16 protein-coding genes are annotated in these 18,647 nt (G+C 47.6%); all 16 read right to left on the bottom strand.

What is annotated here, in order from left to right; all coding sequences use genetic code 11:
• Positions 1–89 precede the first annotated feature (89 nt).
• Entirely contained in the window at positions 90–1,841 is a 1,752-nt protein-coding gene (locus MHB85_RS00840; protein ID WP_341072235.1) for a hypothetical protein, read from the bottom strand.
• A gap of 255 nt (positions 1,842–2,096) precedes the next feature.
• Complete coding sequence (locus MHB85_RS00835) at positions 2,097–3,047, bottom strand: sugar phosphate isomerase/epimerase family protein (RefSeq protein WP_341072234.1); 951 nt, start codon at positions 3,045–3,047, stop codon at positions 2,097–2,099.
• Positions 3,048–3,103: 56 nt separating this feature from the next.
• On the bottom strand, positions 3,104–3,976 hold the full coding sequence (locus tag MHB85_RS00830) for a carbohydrate ABC transporter permease (RefSeq protein ID WP_091012017.1): 873 nt from the start codon (positions 3,974–3,976) through the stop codon (positions 3,104–3,106).
• Between the two features lie 75 nt (positions 3,977–4,051).
• Positions 4,052–4,948, bottom strand: a complete 897-nt coding sequence (locus MHB85_RS00825; protein ID WP_074092961.1) for an ABC transporter permease — start codon at positions 4,946–4,948, stop codon at positions 4,052–4,054.
• A gap of 102 nt (positions 4,949–5,050) precedes the next feature.
• Positions 5,051–6,637: an extracellular solute-binding protein gene (locus MHB85_RS00820; RefSeq protein WP_374954438.1), complete on the bottom strand. Its 1,587-nt coding sequence runs from the start codon at positions 6,635–6,637 to the stop codon at positions 5,051–5,053.
• Between the two features lie 427 nt (positions 6,638–7,064).
• Positions 7,065–9,323 (bottom strand): helix-turn-helix domain-containing protein, encoded by a 2,259-nt coding sequence (locus tag MHB85_RS00815; RefSeq protein ID WP_341072232.1) that lies wholly within the window; start codon positions 9,321–9,323, stop codon positions 7,065–7,067.
• A gap of 254 nt (positions 9,324–9,577) precedes the next feature.
• Positions 9,578–10,525: a ribose-phosphate diphosphokinase gene (locus MHB85_RS00810; protein ID WP_036616184.1), complete on the bottom strand. Its 948-nt coding sequence runs from the start codon at positions 10,523–10,525 to the stop codon at positions 9,578–9,580.
• Between the two features lie 80 nt (positions 10,526–10,605).
• Positions 10,606–11,430 carry a histidinol-phosphatase HisJ gene (gene hisJ, locus MHB85_RS00805; protein WP_091012013.1) on the bottom strand — a complete coding sequence of 275 codons (825 nt, stop codon included), beginning with the start codon at positions 11,428–11,430 and terminating at the stop codon, positions 10,606–10,608.
• 12 nt (positions 11,431–11,442) lie between these two features.
• Positions 11,443–12,177 carry a bifunctional phosphoribosyl-AMP cyclohydrolase/phosphoribosyl-ATP diphosphatase HisIE gene (gene hisIE, locus MHB85_RS00800; protein ID WP_374954439.1) on the bottom strand — a complete coding sequence of 245 codons (735 nt, stop codon included), beginning with the start codon at positions 12,175–12,177 and terminating at the stop codon, positions 11,443–11,445.
• Complete coding sequence (hisF, locus tag MHB85_RS00795; protein ID WP_091012010.1) at positions 12,170–12,931, bottom strand: imidazole glycerol phosphate synthase subunit HisF; 762 nt, start codon at positions 12,929–12,931, stop codon at positions 12,170–12,172. Before hisF ends, hisIE begins: the two co-directional genes overlap by 8 nt.
• Before the next feature lie 30 nt (positions 12,932–12,961).
• Complete coding sequence (gene hisA / locus MHB85_RS00790) at positions 12,962–13,696, bottom strand: 1-(5-phosphoribosyl)-5-[(5-phosphoribosylamino)methylideneamino]imidazole-4-carboxamide isomerase (RefSeq protein WP_091012008.1); 735 nt, start codon at positions 13,694–13,696, stop codon at positions 12,962–12,964.
• Positions 13,697–13,758: 62 nt separating this feature from the next.
• Positions 13,759–14,385: an imidazole glycerol phosphate synthase subunit HisH gene (gene hisH / locus MHB85_RS00785; protein WP_192136232.1), complete on the bottom strand. Its 627-nt coding sequence runs from the start codon at positions 14,383–14,385 to the stop codon at positions 13,759–13,761.
• A gap of 3 nt (positions 14,386–14,388) precedes the next feature.
• The gene (gene hisB, locus MHB85_RS00780; protein WP_197997954.1) at positions 14,389–15,018 is read right to left on the bottom strand and encodes an imidazoleglycerol-phosphate dehydratase HisB; all 630 of its coding nucleotides are present in this window, start codon (positions 15,016–15,018) and stop codon (positions 14,389–14,391) included.
• On the bottom strand, positions 15,011–16,315 hold the full coding sequence (hisD, locus tag MHB85_RS00775) for a histidinol dehydrogenase (protein ID WP_105602316.1): 1,305 nt from the start codon (positions 16,313–16,315) through the stop codon (positions 15,011–15,013). The genes hisB and hisD overlap by 8 nt, the downstream gene beginning before the upstream one ends.
• A 153-nt stretch (positions 16,316–16,468) precedes the next feature.
• Positions 16,469–17,128 carry an ATP phosphoribosyltransferase gene (gene hisG / locus MHB85_RS00770; RefSeq protein ID WP_091012003.1) on the bottom strand — a complete coding sequence of 220 codons (660 nt, stop codon included), beginning with the start codon at positions 17,126–17,128 and terminating at the stop codon, positions 16,469–16,471.
• 1 nt (position 17,129) lies between these two features.
• Entirely contained in the window at positions 17,130–18,329 is a 1,200-nt protein-coding gene (locus MHB85_RS00765) for an ATP phosphoribosyltransferase regulatory subunit (protein ID WP_149846235.1), read from the bottom strand.
• Positions 18,330–18,647 lie beyond the last annotated feature (318 nt).

Below are 18,647 nucleotides of genomic sequence, written 5' to 3'. Positions count from 1 at the left end.
ACATTTGTTGCATTCATTCGTAAATAAAAGAAGACCGAGCCCAAGGGTTCGGTCTTCTAACGATTATGCCTTAAAAGGATTCAATGGATTTAGTTCTTCAGCGCCATCGAAGGCGAAAGTGTAATATGAATGGTTTTATCAAACGGTGTCATGAAATTGACCAGCACAACCTTGCATTTGTCCGGCAGTTTTGCCTCACGAACCGTTGCCGCCAGATGTCCGAGTTCGCCCCCGGTAATCTCCAGCCAGTCTTCTCCGCAGGTATAGCGTAACGAGCCGCCTTTCCACAAGTAGTGACCCTCACTCGTTTCAATCGCGTCCTCACAGGTCAGCTCACCTTCGCTTCCGAATACAAAGGATAACTGCATCATAATGTCCTCCGGTTCCTGTCCAGATAGATGCATGCTCCATCCGTTTTCCGTTGGCTGTAATTCTGCTCCTACACGGAATGTCTGCTCATGAGTAAGCTGACGACTCTGATGAGGTAACAAGTACCATGGACTGATGGCTGTTGCAGCCGATTCTGGCAGCATGTTTGCAGGGATTGGGCCGTAGTAACCTTTTTTCTGCTCACCAGTTAATCGATACCCTTCGGACAGCCTCGTCATTTGCTGCATAGGTACATACCCTGGATTAAAGTAAGATGCCAGTTGCACAGCCAGCAGGCGCACCTTGCCATGACGAAGAGCGAAGAAAGAAGGAACTTCTGTCATCACAGTCACACTAGTGGCGCCATCCCGAATTCGGGCTACCGGAGCACCAAAGTCCGTATGCATCCGACTGTGAGAGATTCGTCCATGATGTCCAGTCGAACCCATCTGCCCCAGATATTGCTCGCGTACAAAGTGTTCATTCAGCATCAACTCGTAATTTTCCGGTAGCGAATTCTTCGTACCACTGGTTTGTTGAAGATCAGGTTCCAGCAACAATCTAACGAGAGCGTTGACCGAGCATACTCCCGGGTCCGTTAATGTACTATCTGCCCATATTGCCATGCCCGCAAAAATGGAGTCACCATCTATCTTCGCCAAGATCGCATACGGTAGATAATACGACGACAAGTCGTGAATGCTTCCCAAATCCTGCCGACCAGAATAATCTGTCACAATCTCACCCGAGGGATGCACCAGATACACCATCATACGAAGATTTAGACGCACCGGCTCTAGCAACTCTGGACGCTTGAGCAGACGTGCCGCATGAATGAGCATAATGTCGCTTACCGCATTATAGATTCCGTTGCTTCGTTCGGTCCACTCCCCATCGGGTGTAATATCCATGCCTTCTGCCAGCCACTGCTCTGCGCGCTGCACAGCTTCCTCCACACCAAAAATTTCATGCAAGAAACCAAGCGCCGCGCATAACACCCAGCGATGATTCGGCGTATGACAACCTCCTGTTAGCATGGTTGGGATTGTACGTTCCAAGAATAGCCTCATATTGTTCAATACGGGTTGAAGCGGCTCCCATTCTTGCTGCTGAAGAAGCTGATACAACTGTGAATACCCTACAACGACAAATGCAGTATCCGGAGGGGAATGGTAATTGGTCCAGCCAGGCGATATTGAACCGTCTTCATGCTGGAAGCGGAGTACAAATTCCGTAGCTAACAGCAGTCGATTTAACAACGATTCATCCCGGTAATAGATAGAGTCCGGATTGGAGAGCGCAGCTCCCCAGTAACACATATCCGTGGGCGTTCCAGTCGTATGGTTGACCCAGGCAACACCTGTGAAGGGATCAATTGTCCCTCCATAGTAACGGCTTTCCGGGTCAAGCATCTGCCGGGATATGCCTCTTTCTACCGCTCTGTCATTACTGTCCACCAGTTGTTTGTACATGTGCAGTCCCCTCCATACCAATGCATTCTCCCGATGTGCGGAGTATGTTGCTTCAGCGCCTTCAATTCAGACCGGAAGCTTACTCATACCGCCCGTAGGTGAGTTCATTTTTCTCGTCAGTATATATCATATTTCTACAAAAGTCGCTAGAAAATCGGTGCTTGTTTTACTACATACTTATGGGTCTCCATCACTGAGAAAACAGTCGTTAAACACATGTTGTGAACATGCAAACTGTTTCCCACATCACCGCGCCTACTCTGTCACTTCAAGCTTCTTCATAAGCAAGTCATGACTCTCATGGATCTCTTCTGCCTTACAGGCAGACTTCAACTCATATACCTTCACCTGTGCGCGGCGAATCATCGGCAGATAAACATCATAGAAGTTCATATCCTTACTGTGTACATACGGGCACCAGTGGTCAGAGAGACCAAGTGTCTCATGGATATGGACCCCTACGATATCATCCATCAGGCCTTGCATTTCTCCCACACTGTCATAAAGGCCCATTCGGTCCATCATGATGGCATGACCTGTATCGTACCAGATACCAACCGGAGCTCCTTTGAGAGCTGTGATGATAGTCTTGGCTTCGGCAAGGGTAGGAATCTGTTGTGGTCTCGATCTTGTCTCGATGCCAAAACGAACATCCAGACCTTTAGCTGCCGCCCGATTGCATACCTCATCCAGACTGGCGATAATTTTCTCCACATACCCTGAACTGAGGGCTTCCCGCCGCTCCATCAATTCAGCCCATTTGCTGCGATACTTCGGTGAGTCCGGACCTTCCTCGTTATAGATCTTTCCAAGGTCTTTGCTGATATCTTGAGGAAAAGGCACCTCTCCGGGGTGCACAACAACAGCTTCTCCCCCATAACGCTGGGCATATTCAGCCGACTCTACCAATAATTCGATCGCCCGTTTGCGTTTCACCTCATCTTCGAAGCCGAGCAGGATGGAATCCGTTCCATAATCGGGATCAGGGTCATGAGGGAATGTATTGTGCACACTGGACACCCCAATCTCCCCGCGCTCGATCATCGGCTCAATCGTTTTGAGCATTTCTTTCGTTACATTGTAATTTAGCTCCACCCGACGAAAGCCTAGATCCGCAATCTCCCGAATCATAGCTTCCCCGACATCATGTTTTCGGATATTCCAGCATGTGGAGAATGAGTATTCTCCCTTATCTCTTCCCTGCATATTACGCTCCTTCTCCTCCCCAATTGTGATGTTTAGCGTGTATAGGGACTACGAAATTACCCTTTAACCGCTCCCAGCATCGCACCGCTGACGAAGTACTTTTGCAACCATGGATATACTAGTAGGATAGGTACCGTTGCGAACACGACCGTTGCAGCCTTAAGACTCTCTGGAGTTAATCTTGTTCGGCTTGCACCTTCAAGCAATGTAAGCTCACTTATCATGTTGTTCTGTACCATTTGATAGAGCTTCAGTTGCAATGGATATAACTTCGGATCAGTGATGTACATCAGGGAATCCTGGAAGCCATTCCAGCGTCCAACCGCATAGAACAGAGAGAGTGTAGCAATTACTGGCATAGATAGCGGCAAAATGATTTTAAAGAGCGTATGCACATGCGAACTTCCATCAATCTCAGCGGATTCTTCCAGACTTTCTGGAATGCCACGGAAAAAGGAGATCAGGATAATCAAGTTAAACGGACTCACTAATCCTGGTAGAATCAAAGCCCAAACGGAATTCAGCAAATGTAGGTCACGAATCAGCAAATATTCGGGAATAATCCCTCCGCTGAAGAACATGGTGATGATGATGACGTACATAAACATTTTACGACCTTTTAATTTTTTCTTCGTGAGCGGGTACGCTGCAGCAATGGTAAACAACATGCACAGCGCTGTCGTAGCTATCGTAAGAACCGTGGTGAAGCCTAGTGAATAGATCATGGAATGATCCGAAAATACTTGCCCATATGCATCCCAGTTAAATTCCTTGGGGAAGATGGTTACTTCACCTGATGTAATGGCCCGGTTTGAACTTAACGATATCGCAATCGTGTGCAGAAACGGAGCAAGACAGAATATAACAAACAAGGTGATAAAGGAGACATTGACAATATCAAAAATCCGGTTCGAGGTGCGGTCACTCATCTGCGCACAACTCCTTTACTGATGGTCTATACGTTCAACAAACCAAATGTAACAAATTTTATTATTTTCCTAAAATTATAGTATTCCTTCACCAGTTGTTTTCTTCGAGATATAGTTTGAGCCGAGTACAAAGATCAATCCGACAACAGCCTGGAATAAGCCGACAACCGTTGCAAGTGTATACTGTCCAGACTGTATACCCATTCTGTATACAAAGGTACTGAGTACATCGGAATATTCACGAACAGCCGTATTACCAATAACATAAGGCCGGTCAAAACCGATGCTGACCATATTTCCGAGATTAAGGATAAGCAAGGTTACAATGGTTGGTTTAATACTTGGCAGTGTAATATGCCAGATTCTCTTCAGCCGCGTTGCACCATCAATTTCAGCTGCCTCGAACAATTCCTTGTTAACGCCGGTTAATGCAGCCAGATATAGAATGGTTCCCCACCCAGCACTTTGCCACACACCTGTGAACAGGTAAGTAACAAGCCAAGGGTTTTTCTCTGTCAAAAACGGAATTGAATTTAGGCCCATACTTTCCAGAATACCGTTAACCATACCGGATTGATTACCAAACAATTGGTATACAATTCCCCCGATGATAACCCAGGAGATAAAGTGAGGAATGTACAAAATGGTCTGTGAAATTTTCTTAAACCATTTAAACCTTACCTCATAGAGCATAATGGCCAGAATGATTGGAGCAGGGAATGAAACGATCAGATCAAGAAAATTCAGCATAAATGTGTTACGTAGCGTAGTGTAGAAGTCCGGCATTGCAAATACCTCACGAAAAGCATCGAAGCCGATCCATTCACTACCGTTAATACCTTGAAACAGGTTAAAATCTTTAAAAGCGATCTGCACACCGTACATTGGTCCGTACCGGAAAATGATAAAATAAATAAGGGGCAGTGAAATTAACGCATACAGTTGCCAGTATCTCTTCAAGTATGTGGTCATGTCTCTCTCTCCTCCTCACAAACGAAGAAACGCTATGCCGCCGCCCGAGAGGCGGCACAGGCTTCATCGAAACACTTCAATTTACACACATTTTGTTCAAACTTATTGTTCAGCAGCTTCCAATTCTTTTTTCAGCTCTGTTCCACCCAAGGACATGTAGTCAGCCATTTCTTTTTCAAATACAGCATCGAATTCTTCAGGTTTTGCCATCGCTGTTTTTACGATAATAACGTCCAATTTGTCTGTCAGTGCTGTGCTATACTTCATCTCTGTCTGAATTGGCTTGCTGAAAACAATTGGCCCAACCGTATCTGTGTTTGCAACTTCAAGTGCTTTTTTCAAAATTTCCTGATTCGCTGGAGGGAATCCCATGATCCAAGCTTTTTCATTTTGTGCTTGATCACCAAGGTTTTTACCGTTCGAAATAATCGCGGTATCTCCTGCATTGAACAGACGATCTTTTGCTTCTTGAGTAGCGTCTGCTTTAGCAACCGGAATGCCGTCTACCAGATCATAGTTCTCGCCTTCCACGCCATCATAAATGGCAGTGAGGTTTTTATCGGAAGCCATCCAATCCAGATATTTAATTGCTTCTGCGGCACGTTCGCTGCTCTTCGGAATCATGATGTACATACCGTTCGAACCATAACGGGACTTGATATGTTTTCCATCAGCATTCGCATTGGTGTATGCATCGAGCGGAGCCAAGTTGCTGTCTGGTTTGTTTGTTTTCAACAGATCATAAGATCCATCTGGCCAGAAAATAGAGTCCACATCTTCAGAGAAGAAACCAGTATTTCCATTTGCAACGTCTTTGTTTAACTGGGTTTTATCCTTATCCAAGCTGAAATCCTTACTGATCAATCCTTCGTTGTATAGCTTGTTCAAGAACTGCATAGATTCTTTGAATCCTTCATGCAAAGGCAGTTCATAGCGTTGAGCATAAGTCTTATCACCAGCGATCGGCTTAATGAAAGAATAGATGAGTGGTTCATAGGAAGCTGGTGCAAGCGCAAAACCCATAGGAATGTTTTGACTTCCCACATTGCCAGGATCTTTTTCTTTAAAAGCTTTCAATGTGTTATACAACTCATCTGTTGTTTGAGGTGCTGGCATTCCCAGCTTATCTAACCAATCTTGACGAATGAAGGAGCTGTACCGCGCTGTAATCGCACGTTTACCCGGTATAGCAAACTGCTGTCCCTCCACTTGACCAAACTTTAATGTATCTTCACCCAAAAACTTTTTCAGATTCGGTCCATACTGATTAACCAGATCACCTACATCTGTCAACCCGCCTTGTTGTGCATAGCGGTAAAACACGCTGGAGTCATAAACGAAGACAATATCCGGAACGTCCGAAGCACTAGCCATCAGGACATTCAGCTTGGTTACTTCCTCAGAACGTTGAACAGGTACGAACTGTACGTCAATGTTGTTCGGATCACCAAAGTTCTTTTGAATCATTTGAGAGATAAAGTTATTTGAGATCGTGTACTGAGAAGGTGTTTTACCACGGTCGAAAAGCTCCACCTTTAATGTGACGCGTTTTCCATCACCGGATGCTCCGCCTTCTGCTGATTTGTTATCTGCAGATGAGCACCCCGCAAGTAGTGAGACGCCCATTACTGCTGTAAGCGCCAAACCCATCAACTTCTTTAGACTCCCTTTTCTTGTCATTCCGTTCATCCCCTTTGGCTTTGCGTGAATGTTTTTGAAGCTTGCTCTGAGTATTCCACATCTCTCGTCTTTCTTACAACAAACTAGTTTCGTAAGCGTTTACATACGGATTATGGTTTATACATCATGATTATTTTCGCAGACTGACTATTTTCTAAACCCTTGCTACTAAAGGCTTTAGTGCTAGTTTGCCCCCTCTGACACCAGAACACTCTGCTCATATTCGGATAAACCATTTTCACATACTGCTTATATTCGTAAATAGAAAAGAGTGGGAATATCCTTGTATTCTCGCACACAAGCAGTTACTTCCCTTTCAGTTTATAACTGAATAATACAAAACAGGGTGAATTCAAGACTGTCCGCTCTCTCAGTGAAGAGCGACTGCCTAAAACTCACCCTGTATTTCCTTAAGCCATGAACATCTATATTTTTGTCATTCTTCAAGATCAAGGTGTTCACGTTTCAAACGACGATAATCCCCTGGTGTAATACCCATCACCCGTTTAAACACACGGCCTAAAGTAATTCCGTTCGCGTATCCTACTTTCAAAGCAATGTCCTGCAAGGAATGATCCGTTTTTAACAGAAGCTGTTCGGCCTCCTTCATGCGAAGCTCTGTAACAAAATCAACAAACTTCATGTTGAATTCGGTCTTAAACAAATAACTCGCATGTTTGCCCGTAATCTGAAATCGATCACTCAGATGTTTCAATGAAAGATCTGGATTAGCAAACTGTTCTTCAATATAGGCTTTCATTTCGTTAACCATTGCTTTGTAACTCTTGGTTTCAGTGACCGCCACATAGGTTCTGAACAGATCCGTCAGATTATCAAACAGAAGGCCTTTGATATCCTCAAGTGTCTCTGCCTCTTCCATCAACTTGAGCCACTTGTTAATATTCTCTTCTGACAGCTCTTCTTGCAGCTTCTCTGACATCATTGCGACTTCTCTACTGAGCATCTGTAACATCGCCTGGATGAGAGAGCGAATCTCGTCATCTGGCAGCTTATTTCGCTCAAATGCTGTGAAAATCTCTTCCAATTGATCACGCCACTGAACACTCGACATGCGGAAACGTTTAACAAAGTCGGCAATCATCTGCAGGTACGTGTAGGTATCCAGCAAAGGATGCTGATGCTCTCCGCACTCGGCTTGCCCCACATCACCATTCATCAAGAGCTTGCGTTGCATTACCGTCTCGGCTGCTGCATAGGAATCCCGAATCGATTCTATGCCCTCAGCAATAGGCCCAATGCCAAAGCTAAGGGAAATACGCAGATTCTGTTCCACCCAAGATTGACATTCCTCTACCACAATGCGAATCTGCCCTGACATATCTGAGCTGTTACTGTCACGATTTTCTTTGGACAAAAAAAGTATCGCTATTCGATCCGCGCTGATCCATTCCGCCCAGCACTGTACTCCCGTATTACGTGATAGTTCCTGCAAAACGTTCATCAAAGCAAACTTCAGCGTATTTTGTTCACCTCTCGTGTACCGTTCCTGAAACCCTTTTTCATACTTGTTGATTTCTCCAACAACAACGGCAAAACGCGAAGAGTCATGCACTTCATCAAAAGGAGAAAACTCCTTTAATTGCTCTGAAACTTGATCCATATGTTCCCCAAGCAGCAAAGCATTAAACAGCCTGCTACGTTGTAAAAGTGCGTTCTCTCTGCTCTTCTTATCATAGTCCATCATATGATTGATCAGATTCTCAAGAACACCATCAATCATCTTCATCTCATCGGTCCGAGTTCCTGAGTTTTCCAACACACGGATTTGATGAGCTTCAATCCGGTTCATGATAATCTGAATAGGCTTATAGTTACGACGAGTTATATAGACAATATAAATGACGGCACAGAGAACAGTCAGAATTCCAATTATAATCCACACGTAGGAAACAACCGAAACCCAGCCAAACAAGTTGCCCGCCTTAATTCCACTGGACAGGGTCCAGCCCAATCTGTCTAGCGGTAAATGGTTTAGCTCCTTTCCATTCACTGCGCCTTCATAATCGGAATGGGCATTATACACAATCTTGCCCTCACGATCCGTAATCGTCAGAAAGGAAAGTTGCCCATTAACCATACTATCCACACTTTGCTCAATACTGCTCATCTTGATATTAATGACCAGAGTACCCTCGGAGCCAAAAGGTAAAGGCATGCCCTTATTCACTGTCAGTACCCGGACAGGTTGCTGAAAGTCCACCTCGATTTCCCGGACTGGTTGCCAGCCCGACCCGATTGGCCCGTTAACAATCCGATCAATCCACATCTTATCCGAGAAGCTGTCCGATTCTCTGGAGCCACTTACCGTCAAAACTCTGTCATTTCTTTTGTCGTAGATATAGATGGATTGAATCCATGAAGAAGAACTGGACAGTTCGCGCAAATTCTGTGCAATTGAATAGACCGTGTCCGAGCTGGTCTGGACGGTGTTATTAAAATAAAGCTTGTAAGCTTGTGTGTTCTGTACTGTTTCGGTCACAGATAGCTCAATATCCCGGATCGTACGATCCAGTGTAGACTCCAAGTAACTGGAGGAGATTCGATCTGCCTTTCTGGTCTCTTCCCTAGAGACGTCATTTATAAAAACAAATGCGATAAAAATAAGTATTGTCATGGTAAAAAAGAAAATAGGGAAATACGAGAACAATAACCGGTAGTACCAATTACGAGACAATAGACCCCGCTCCTCACTCCACGATGCCAATGTTCTCAGCCGTGGTTCTACTGTTCAGCATCCAACTCAACTTAGGGGCTGAATACTATATGATAACGCTATCATAACTGATTTTATGTTATTATAGCACAAGCCTCTGAGTAGCAATGCAAGAATTGAATTCCAAGAGCCAAAACAAAAAAACCGTGCTGAGCAGACAACAACTCAGACACGGAACAGTTCATCTGGCAGCACACCGTTATATCTTCGATGCTCTAAATGCCAGAATCCTTAAACAATGTGGCCATGGAGCCACCATCCACAATAATGCGTACGGCGCGAGCCAGCATTGGCGCAACAGGTAACACTTTGAAGCATTCAGGGTGGTCATCTGGCAGTGCGATCGAGTCCGTAACTACCACCTCTTCAATTGACGGGTGATTCAATTTACTTACTGCCCCATCTGAGAACAATCCGTGTGTTGCACATACATATACATTTTTGGACCCGCGTTCCTTCAACCCTTCCACCACATTCAGAATGGTTGTTCCGGTGTCGATCAGATCCTCAATAATAATAGGTGTCCGTCCTTCTACATCACCAATGACATGGGTAATAACCGATTCATTATGGCTTGGACGTTTCTTGATCATAATGGCAAATGGAGAATCCAGACGGTTCGCCAGCTTCTCTGCCATCGATGCTCGTCCCGCATCCGGGGAGACGACAACAGGGTTCTCGATTCCTTTGCTTAACAGATAATCACTAATCAGATCCAGTGATGTCATATGGTCAACCGGAATGTTGAAGAATCCCTGAATGGCCGCTGCGTGCAGGTCGATTGTTACCACTCGATTGGCGCCAGCTGTCGTTAATACATCTGCTACCATCTTGGCCGAGATCGGTTCCCGTGGTGCGGATTTGCGCTCTTGACGAGCATAGCCGTAATACGGAACAATGATGTTCACAGTGCGCGCTGAAGCCCTCTTTGCGGCATCAATCATCACCAACAGCTCGACAAACAGCTCATTGATCGGATGAGACAACGACTGTACCAGAAACACATCACAATTACGGATCGTTTCTTCATAATGAACGTATATTTCTCCGCTCTTGAACCTGGACAGCTTGATCTTGCCCAGTTGTACACCCAGCTTGTCACATACCTGTTCTGCCAGCTTGGGGTTCGATGAACCGGAAAAAATACGTAACGAATGCTGCATAATGCCCTCCCGAGGGTTGAAGTCCCTATATAATCCCTTAGCTAAAAGGTTATTTCCTACCCTCATTATACTCTACTGGCTTATACATTTAAAGGAATGAACGAGCGATGACGGCCTTCAAAAACAGCGACTTCCGTACAGCCCAACTCATGCAAAAGTGCTTCAGCTTCAGGCAGATAATCGCCCAGCTTCATTGGGTCATGTGCATCAGACCCCATGGTTAATGGAATGCCCATGCGAATGGCTTCCGTCAGCATTCTGCGACTAGGGAACATCTCGGCGCAAGGCTTCGATAACCCGGAAGCATTCAGCTCCATGGCGCAGCCACTTTTGGCAATAGCCTGCAACGCTGCGTTCTCCAGTGAGATACGTTCTTCTGTCTGTTCAGCTGAAGGAACATAGCCAAACCGTTTAATGACATCCGTATGGCCCATAATATCGTACAGGCCCGTCGTAGCTGCCTTGCTCACGGCATCATAGTACTGACGATATACTTCAAGGATGTCTTTGCCCTCCCAGTGATGGGTCTGGCGGAAATCCGTAATGTCCCATTCCCCGAGGAAATGAACAGAGCCAATCACATAATCCCATGGATAACGCTCAATGATTGCACGGATCTCTGTTTCCCAGCCTTCAATATAGTCACCTTCCAGACCAACACGTACGTCAATCTGCCCGCGGTAACGTTCTTTCAGGGAGAAACACTCCTCTACGTAACGCGGCAGTTCATCCATAGGCATCGCCATTTCCGGATAATATTGAGCCGGATCGACATGCAATAATGGCATGTGATCGGACAATCCAATCTGGGATAGTCCGATCTCCACACCACGTTGCACGTACTCTTCCAGTTTGCCAACGGCATGTCCACACCGCTCATGGTGTGTGTGATAATCTATACGCACGAAGCTCGCCTCCTAATCGCGGCGAGGCCGTTCATGACGGCGGCTCAGCTCTGACATAATATCGTCCAGCGGCAGCTTGCGCTCTTGTAACAGGACGAGCAGGTGATACATCAGGTCACTGACTTCCAGACGAAGCTCGTCATTATCTTTATTTTTGGCGGCGATGATCGTTTCGGATGCTTCTTCACCGATTTTTTTCAATATTTTGTCTACACCTTTATCAAACAGATACGTTGTATATGCACCCTCAGGGCGTTCACGTTCACGCTCTGCAATAACGGATTCCAGTTCAGCCAAAACCTCGAAGCGACTTTCGGAATCGGAACTTCCCGAAGCAGATGCCTCACTCGCATCATCCGAACCCTTATCCGCCGATTTCTCTGGCAAACCAATGATTTCATTATGGAAACATGTTACCGCACCTGTATGGCAGGCAGGACCGTTCGGTTTGACCTCAACCAACAAGGTATCACCATCACAATCATATTTCAGGGAAGTAATGGTCTGCACGTTACCAGATGTTGCACCTTTGTGCCACAGCTCTTGACGCGAGCGTGACCAGAACCACGTTTCACCGGATTCAAGCGACAACTTCAGAGATTCGCGATTCATATAAGCCATCATTAAGACTTCCCGAGTATCCACATCCTGCACAATGGCAGGAACCAAACCATCACTCCAACGAATGTGTTCCACAACCTGTTCCAAGGACAACTGTTCCTTGATTTCATCGCTCACTTTAGTCACGGATCTCCACCCCTTGTTCTCTCAAATGTTGTTTTAACGCCGGTACGGCGATTTCTTTGTAATGGAAAATCGTTGCGGCCAGCCCTGCGTCCGCTTTGCCTGTGGTAAATACATCAAAGAAGTGAGATTCCTTGCCCGCACCGCCCGATGCGATGACTGGAATACGCACAGATTCGGATACCGCTGCCGTCAGCTTCAGATCAAAGCCGTCTTTTGTTCCGTCCGCGTCCATACTTGTGAGAAGAATCTCCCCCGCGCCCAAGCTCTCAGCCTTTTTAACCCATTCCAGCGCCTTGATCCCGGAGGGTTTCCGTCCACCATGGGTATAGACTTCCCACTCGCCCCAAGCTTCGTTATACTTGGCATCGATCGCTACCACGATACACTGCGAGCCAAAGCGACGTGCACCATCTGCAATCAACTGCGGATTAAGTACCGCGGCTGTATTCACTGCGATTTTATCCGCTCCCGCACGGAGAATCCGCTTCATGTCCTCTACCTTGGAGATGCCACCACCTACCGTAAAGGGAATAGCGATCTCGCCCGCCGTCTGCCGCACGACTTCTTCCATCGTTTCGCGCCCTTCTACCGAAGCGGAGATATCGAGAAACACCAGTTCGTCTGCGCCCTCGCGGTCATATAGTGCCGCCAGCTCTACCGGATCACCCGCATCGCGGAGATTAACGAAGTTGACGCCTTTGACGACCCGGCCGTCCTTCACGTCCAGACAGGGGATGATTCTTTTTGCCAGCATGCTACCTCTTCCTCTCTATCCGAATATCCCTTACTTATTGACCGCACGTACTGCTTCAGACAGATCGATACTTCCCGTATACAGTGCTTTACCCACAATTGCTCCACCAACACCATCATCCGCGTGGCGACTCAAACGAAGCAGATCATCCATTACACTTACACCGCCGGAAGCAATAACCGTACGTCCGCTCGCCTTGGCAAGAGACACAATCGCTTCCACATTAGGACCCTGCATCATGCCATCACGGGAAATATCCGTAAAGATAAACGTTTCTGCCCCATATGCCGCCAATTCCTTCGCGAGTACCTCTGCCTGTACTTCCGATGTTTCAAGCCATCCGCGAGTTGCCACGTAACCATTACGTGCATCGATACCAATTGCCACTTTGTCCCCATAACGTCCCAGTACTTCCTCTGTAAAAGCACGATCCTCAATTGCTGCTGTTCCAATGATCAGCCGGCTAACACCCAGACCCAGCAAACGCTCTACATCCGCTACTGTACGAAGTCCGCCGCCCACCTGAACAGGTACGTTTACAGACGACGCAATCCGCCCAATCAGCTCATCGTTAACAGGATGTCCTGCTTTCGCACCATCCAGATCCACCAGATGAACGTATGTACCGCCTTGTTTCTCCCAGGATAAAGCCACTTGAACCGGATCATCGTTATACACGGTCTCCTGATTATAATCTCCCTGCACCAGTCTTACACATTTGCCGTCCCGGATATCAATCGCCGGATATAGGATAAAAGATGACATACAAGGCCTCCTGAATATGAATTAGATTTGTACGCTTTCTATAGTTAAGAAGAGTTGATGTTTTACCTTTGTACAGGTGCTCCTGTCAGAGCCAAAAAGTTGCCGAGCAGCTTCATGCCAAGCTCTCCACTTTTCTCCGGGTGGAATTGCATGCCGAAGTTGGATCCTCTGCCTACAATGGCTGTCACCGGATGTCCGTAATCCGTTACCGCCAGCAGATCGTCTCTGTTTTCAGTAAGCGCATGATAGGAATGGACAAAATAGACGTGACCTGCCTCCAGCCCCGTAAATAGCGGATTTTCCGCGTGCAGGAATTCCAAACGGTTCCATCCCATATGAGGAACCTTCAGCTCTCCTGATGCGAATCGCACCACTTTCCCTGGCAAAATATCCAGTCCCTCATGCTCGCCATGCTCTTCACTTGAGCTGAACAACAACTGCATCCCCAGACAGATTCCGAGCAGTGGCTTGGACCCGGCAGCAGCTTCCTTCACCACCGTATCCAGGCCACTCTCCCGCAGATGAACCATTGCATCACCAAAAGCACCTACGCCTGGCAGAATGACACCATCTGCGCCAAGAATCTCTTCCCGGTCACCCGTGACCAGCGCTTCGTAGCCAAGACGTTCGACCGCTTTGCCGACGCTGTGCAGGTTACCCATACCGTAATCGACAATTGCAATCGCCATCGTCTACAGCACTCCCTTCGTGGAAGGCACACCTGTTACCCGTGGATCAATCATCGTTGCTTCATCCAGTGCACGTCCCAGTGCCTTAAAGATTGCTTCAATCATGTGGTGGGTGTTCTGACCATAGTGCACAATGACATGCAACGTAATCCGTGCTTCCAGCGCCAATTTCCACAGGAATTCATGTACCAGCTCCGTGGAGAAACTGCCTACCTGTTGGGAAGGGTATTCTGCACGGTATTCAAAGTGAGGTCGGTTGCTCACATCAATAATAACCTGAGCGAGTGCCTCGTCCATCGGGACAAAAACACTGGCGTAGCGCTTAATACCGCGTTTGTCACCCAACGCTTCTCGCAACGTCTGTCCCAGACAGATTCCGATGTCTTCAACCGTGTGATGATCATCGATATCAATGTCTCCACGGGCCTGTACGTTCAGGTCGAATTGTCCGTGCTTCGTGAACAGATCCAGCATATGGTTCAGGAAAGGTACATCCGTTTCAATCGTGGATTGTCCTGTGCCATCTACAGTAAAGGCCAATTGAATATTGGTCTCGTTTGTTTTACGGTCAACCTCTGCTTGGCGCACTGCACCTTTGTTTTCAAGTTCCACACCATTATTTTGCTTATCCATTGTCCGATTCCGCCTTTCCTTCCTGTTCTAACCGTACAGCGATTGCACGGGCATGCCCTTCAAGACCCTCATGGCGGGCCAACTCTATAATAGCCGCTCCGTTCTGCAGCAGCGCTTCTTTACTATAATAGATCAGACTCGATTTCTTGATAAAATCGTCCACGTCCACTGGCGAACTGAACCGCGCAGTTCCATTGGTCGGAATAATGTGATTTGGTCCGGCAAAATAATCTCCTACCGGCTCCGAGCTGTACGGGCCGAGGAAGATCGCTCCGGCATTCTCGATCCGGCCAGCGTAAGCCATCGGCTCCTGCACCATAATCTCCAGATGCTCCGGTGCAAGTCGGTTCACCACGTCGATTCCCTCATCGATGGAATCGACCACAATAATCGCGCCATACTGCTCCACCGAAGCAGCAGCGATATCACGCCGCGGCAGCACTTCAAGCTGCCGCTGCACTTCGCCCTGCACGGCTTCCGCCAGCGCGGCCGAATTCGTGACGAGAATGGCCGATGCCATCTCGTCATGTTCCGCCTGCGACAACAGGTCGGCGGCGACGTACACCGGATTCGCCGTATCATCGGCGAGCACCACAATCTCACTCGGCCCGGCGATACTGTCGATATCGACCGCACCGTACACCTCGCGCTTCGCGAGCGCCACGTAAATATTGCCCGGTCCACAGATCTTGTCAACCGGGGCAATACTCTCCGTGCCGTAAGCAAGGGCGGCGATGGCTTGAGCGCCGCCAACCCGGTACATCTCGCTCACGCCTGCTTCCGCAGCAGCAACGAGGATGTACGGGTTAATACCTTCGCCACCGTTCGTAGACGGTGGCGTCACGAGAACGATCTCCGGCACGCCTGCCACCTGTGCCGGAATTACATTCATCAGCACAGACGATGGATACGCTGCTTTGCCGCCAGGTACATAGACGCCGACCCGCTTCAGCGGCCGGATGACCTGGCCCAGCAGGCTGCCGTCCGGCTGCCAATCCATCCACGAGTTTCGTTTCTGTTTCTCGTGAAACGCACGAATGTTGGCGGCGGCTTGCCGAATCGCCGTCACAAAGGATGGCTCCACGGCTGCATAAGCCGCCTGCAGCTCTTCCTGCGGCACGCGCAATTCCGCGGCCGTCAGCTTCGTGCGGTCCAGCTGCTCCGTATAACGCAGCAGTGCCGCATCACCCTCACGGCGAATGTCGCTGACAATACGCCGTACCGTTTCATTTTGCTCCGGCGTGCCATACTCCACTTCCCGCTTCAGATCAAACTCCCGTGCAGGTACAATTTTCATGTGTACAACCTCCTTATCCCTTGTAATGCCTATCCTATATGGCCGATTCAAATCTGTTTTTCTCGTTTCTTGCTTCTATCGTTTCATTCTTTGGTTATTCCGTTTGTATATTTCTCGTTCCTTGCTACCTTGCATTTCTTGCTTCTCAGTGATTTATCCCCGAAGGCTTCCCGCTGAAATCTCATTTGATGCCGGAATGACCTGCTGAAGTGCATCACACAAAGCCTGGATTCGTGCGTTTTTCATCCGATAACTTACCCGATTGGCGATAAGACGGCTGGTGATGTCCAGAATACCCGTCATCTCCACCAATCCGTTCTCGCGCAGTGTCTGACCTGTCTCCACCAGATCGACAATCCGGTCTGCCAGACCAATCAAAGGCGCAAGCTCAATGGAACCATTCAGCTTGATCACCTCGACCTGTTGCCCCTGCTCCCGGAAATACTGTGAAGCAATCCTTGGATACTTCGTTGCAACACGTTGCTGGATGCCTGGCTTCCAGTCGGGAAGTCCGATCACAGACATACGGCACTGAGCGATTCCCAGATTCAACAGTTCGTACACATCCCGATCTTCCTCCAGCAGCACGTCTTTACCAACAATTCCGATATCGGCAACACCGTACTCCACATATGTTGGAACATCTACTGGCTTAGCCATAATGAATTCCATTCCAGCTTCCGGCACTTCAATGACCAATCTGCGTGTATCGTCTACGTCTTCTGGAATATCCAGCCCCGCTTCACGAAACAATTTGGAGGCTTTTTTATAGATTCGGCCCTTCGGCATGGCCACCTTCAGAATATCCGACATCTCAGCGTCCTCCTTCTTCAGATCCGTAAGTAATAACCTGCTCAGCCTGAGCGGTTCTTGCTTCAACCGATACGGCACTTGCCCCAGCCCCGTCTTCAGGAAGAAGGAGTGTCACTACATTTTGTCCCATACTGCGTAATCTTGCCGCTTCTGTTAGTGCCTCGGCCCGACGTTTCGGGGTATATTGGATAAGTACCGTTTTTTTCTCTTCAATCGTAATGCCATGAACACCATCAATAATACGGTTCGTTTTCAGTGCAAATCCTGTAGCCGGCAATGAGCGACCAAACTGTTGTAACAGATTATCATACCGTCCACCGCTACATACTGGAGATCCCAGTTCGGCTGCATACCCTTCAAAGGTCATACCCGTATAATAGGAGAAATCACCGATCATCGTCAGATCAATCAGCACATGCTCGGATACACCGTACGCTTCCAACACTTCGAATACTGCACACAGATGTGCAATCGACTGTGCTGCTTCAGCACTTGAACTTAGCTCTACCGCATGTGTGCATACTTCCTTGCCACCGCGCAGACGCAGGATCGCTTCGAGCTGTTCTTTCAACTTGGGCTCCAGATTCAATGCTTCAATCGACTGGCGATAGCCTACATAATCACGTCCGAGCAGCCCTTCCTTCAATTGCTCCTGCTCCGTTGTCTGGCCTGGAATGACTTCCTCCAGTAATCCGTTCAGGAATCCCATATGGCCCATCGCTATTTTAAAAGAAGACACGCCCGCTGCCTGCAAAGAGGCAATCGCAAGCGCAACAACTTCTGCATCCGCCTCAGGTGAGTCGTCTCCAACCAGCTCCACGCCGGTCTGGAAAAATTCAGCCTCACGCCCAGCTTCCTCTTCAATGGAACGAAATACGTTCGCATGATAGGATAAACGCAGCGGCAACTGCTCATCTTTGAGCATGGATGAAACGACGCGAGCAATCGGAGCCGTTAGATCCGATCTGAGCACCAGCGTGGTTCCCCGGCTGTTTAGCAATTTAAATAATTTGCGATCCGATGTAGAGCTTGCCACACCTACCGTGTCGTAATATTCAATCGTTGGTGTGATGATCTGGCGGTAACCCCAGCGTTCCATACATTCCAGTACATTGCGTTCAATCGTCCGCAGCTTGGATACTACATGTGGTGTATAGTCGCGGAATCCGGTCGGTTTTTCAAAACCTTTTGGTTTGGACATTGGTAATATTCACCCCGAGTCAGTAGTTTAAGGTCGCACTCGTTCTATTTCAACAGGATTTATGTAGTGTAAATCCCCATTCTATCTTATAAATCTTGAATCACAGTATGATCTCATAAGCCTTCATACTATTGGTTTAGTTCAATCTTTATCATGCTTCATTTCTCCAATAATACTTTCACATGGTAAAGTGCTAACAAACTAAAGGATATGGGATATGATAACATGAAATCCGCACTACCGTCAACAATACCAATGCTTGATTGCCCTTGGATAGACATATCGTTTTATATACACACCGTTACCCTCACTAATCGG

This window comes from Paenibacillus sp. FSL K6-4396 (genome assembly GCF_038002525.1).
GTDB lineage: Bacteria > Bacillota > Bacilli > Paenibacillales > Paenibacillaceae > Paenibacillus > Paenibacillus amylolyticus_B.
This window is presented reverse-complemented; position numbering and strand designations above follow the sequence as displayed.

Bases quoted from the DNA above. Each gene is read 5' to 3' on its own strand.
- MHB85_RS00840 (WP_341072235.1), bottom strand. From the start codon at position 1,841: ATGTACAAACAACTGGTGGACAGTAATGACAGAGCGGTAGAAAGAGGC.
- MHB85_RS00835 (WP_341072234.1), bottom strand. From the start codon at position 3,047: ATGCAGGGAAGAGATAAGGGAGAATACTCATTCTCCACATGCTGGAAT.
- MHB85_RS00830 (WP_091012017.1), bottom strand. From the start codon at position 3,976: ATGAGTGACCGCACCTCGAACCGGATTTTTGATATTGTCAATGTCTCC.
- MHB85_RS00825 (WP_074092961.1), bottom strand. From the start codon at position 4,948: ATGACCACATACTTGAAGAGATACTGGCAACTGTATGCGTTAATTTCA.
- MHB85_RS00820 (WP_374954438.1), bottom strand. From the start codon at position 6,637: ATGAACGGAATGACAAGAAAAGGGAGTCTAAAGAAGTTGATGGGTTTG.
- MHB85_RS00810 (WP_036616184.1), bottom strand. From the start codon at position 10,525: ATGCAGCATTCGTTACGTATTTTTTCCGGTTCATCGAACCCCAAGCTG.
- hisF (WP_091012010.1), bottom strand. From the start codon at position 12,931: ATGCTGGCAAAAAGAATCATCCCCTGTCTGGACGTGAAGGACGGCCGG.
- hisA (WP_091012008.1), bottom strand. From the start codon at position 13,696: ATGTCATCTTTTATCCTATATCCGGCGATTGATATCCGGGACGGCAAA.
- hisH (WP_192136232.1), bottom strand. From the start codon at position 14,385: ATGGCGATTGCAATTGTCGATTACGGTATGGGTAACCTGCACAGCGTC.
- hisB (WP_197997954.1), bottom strand. From the start codon at position 15,018: ATGGATAAGCAAAATAATGGTGTGGAACTTGAAAACAAAGGTGCAGTG.
- hisD (WP_105602316.1), bottom strand. From the start codon at position 16,315: ATGAAAATTGTACCTGCACGGGAGTTTGATCTGAAGCGGGAAGTGGAG.
- hisG (WP_091012003.1), bottom strand. From the start codon at position 17,128: ATGTCGGATATTCTGAAGGTGGCCATGCCGAAGGGCCGAATCTATAAA.
- MHB85_RS00765 (WP_149846235.1), bottom strand. From the start codon at position 18,329: ATGTCCAAACCAAAAGGTTTTGAAAAACCGACCGGATTCCGCGACTAT.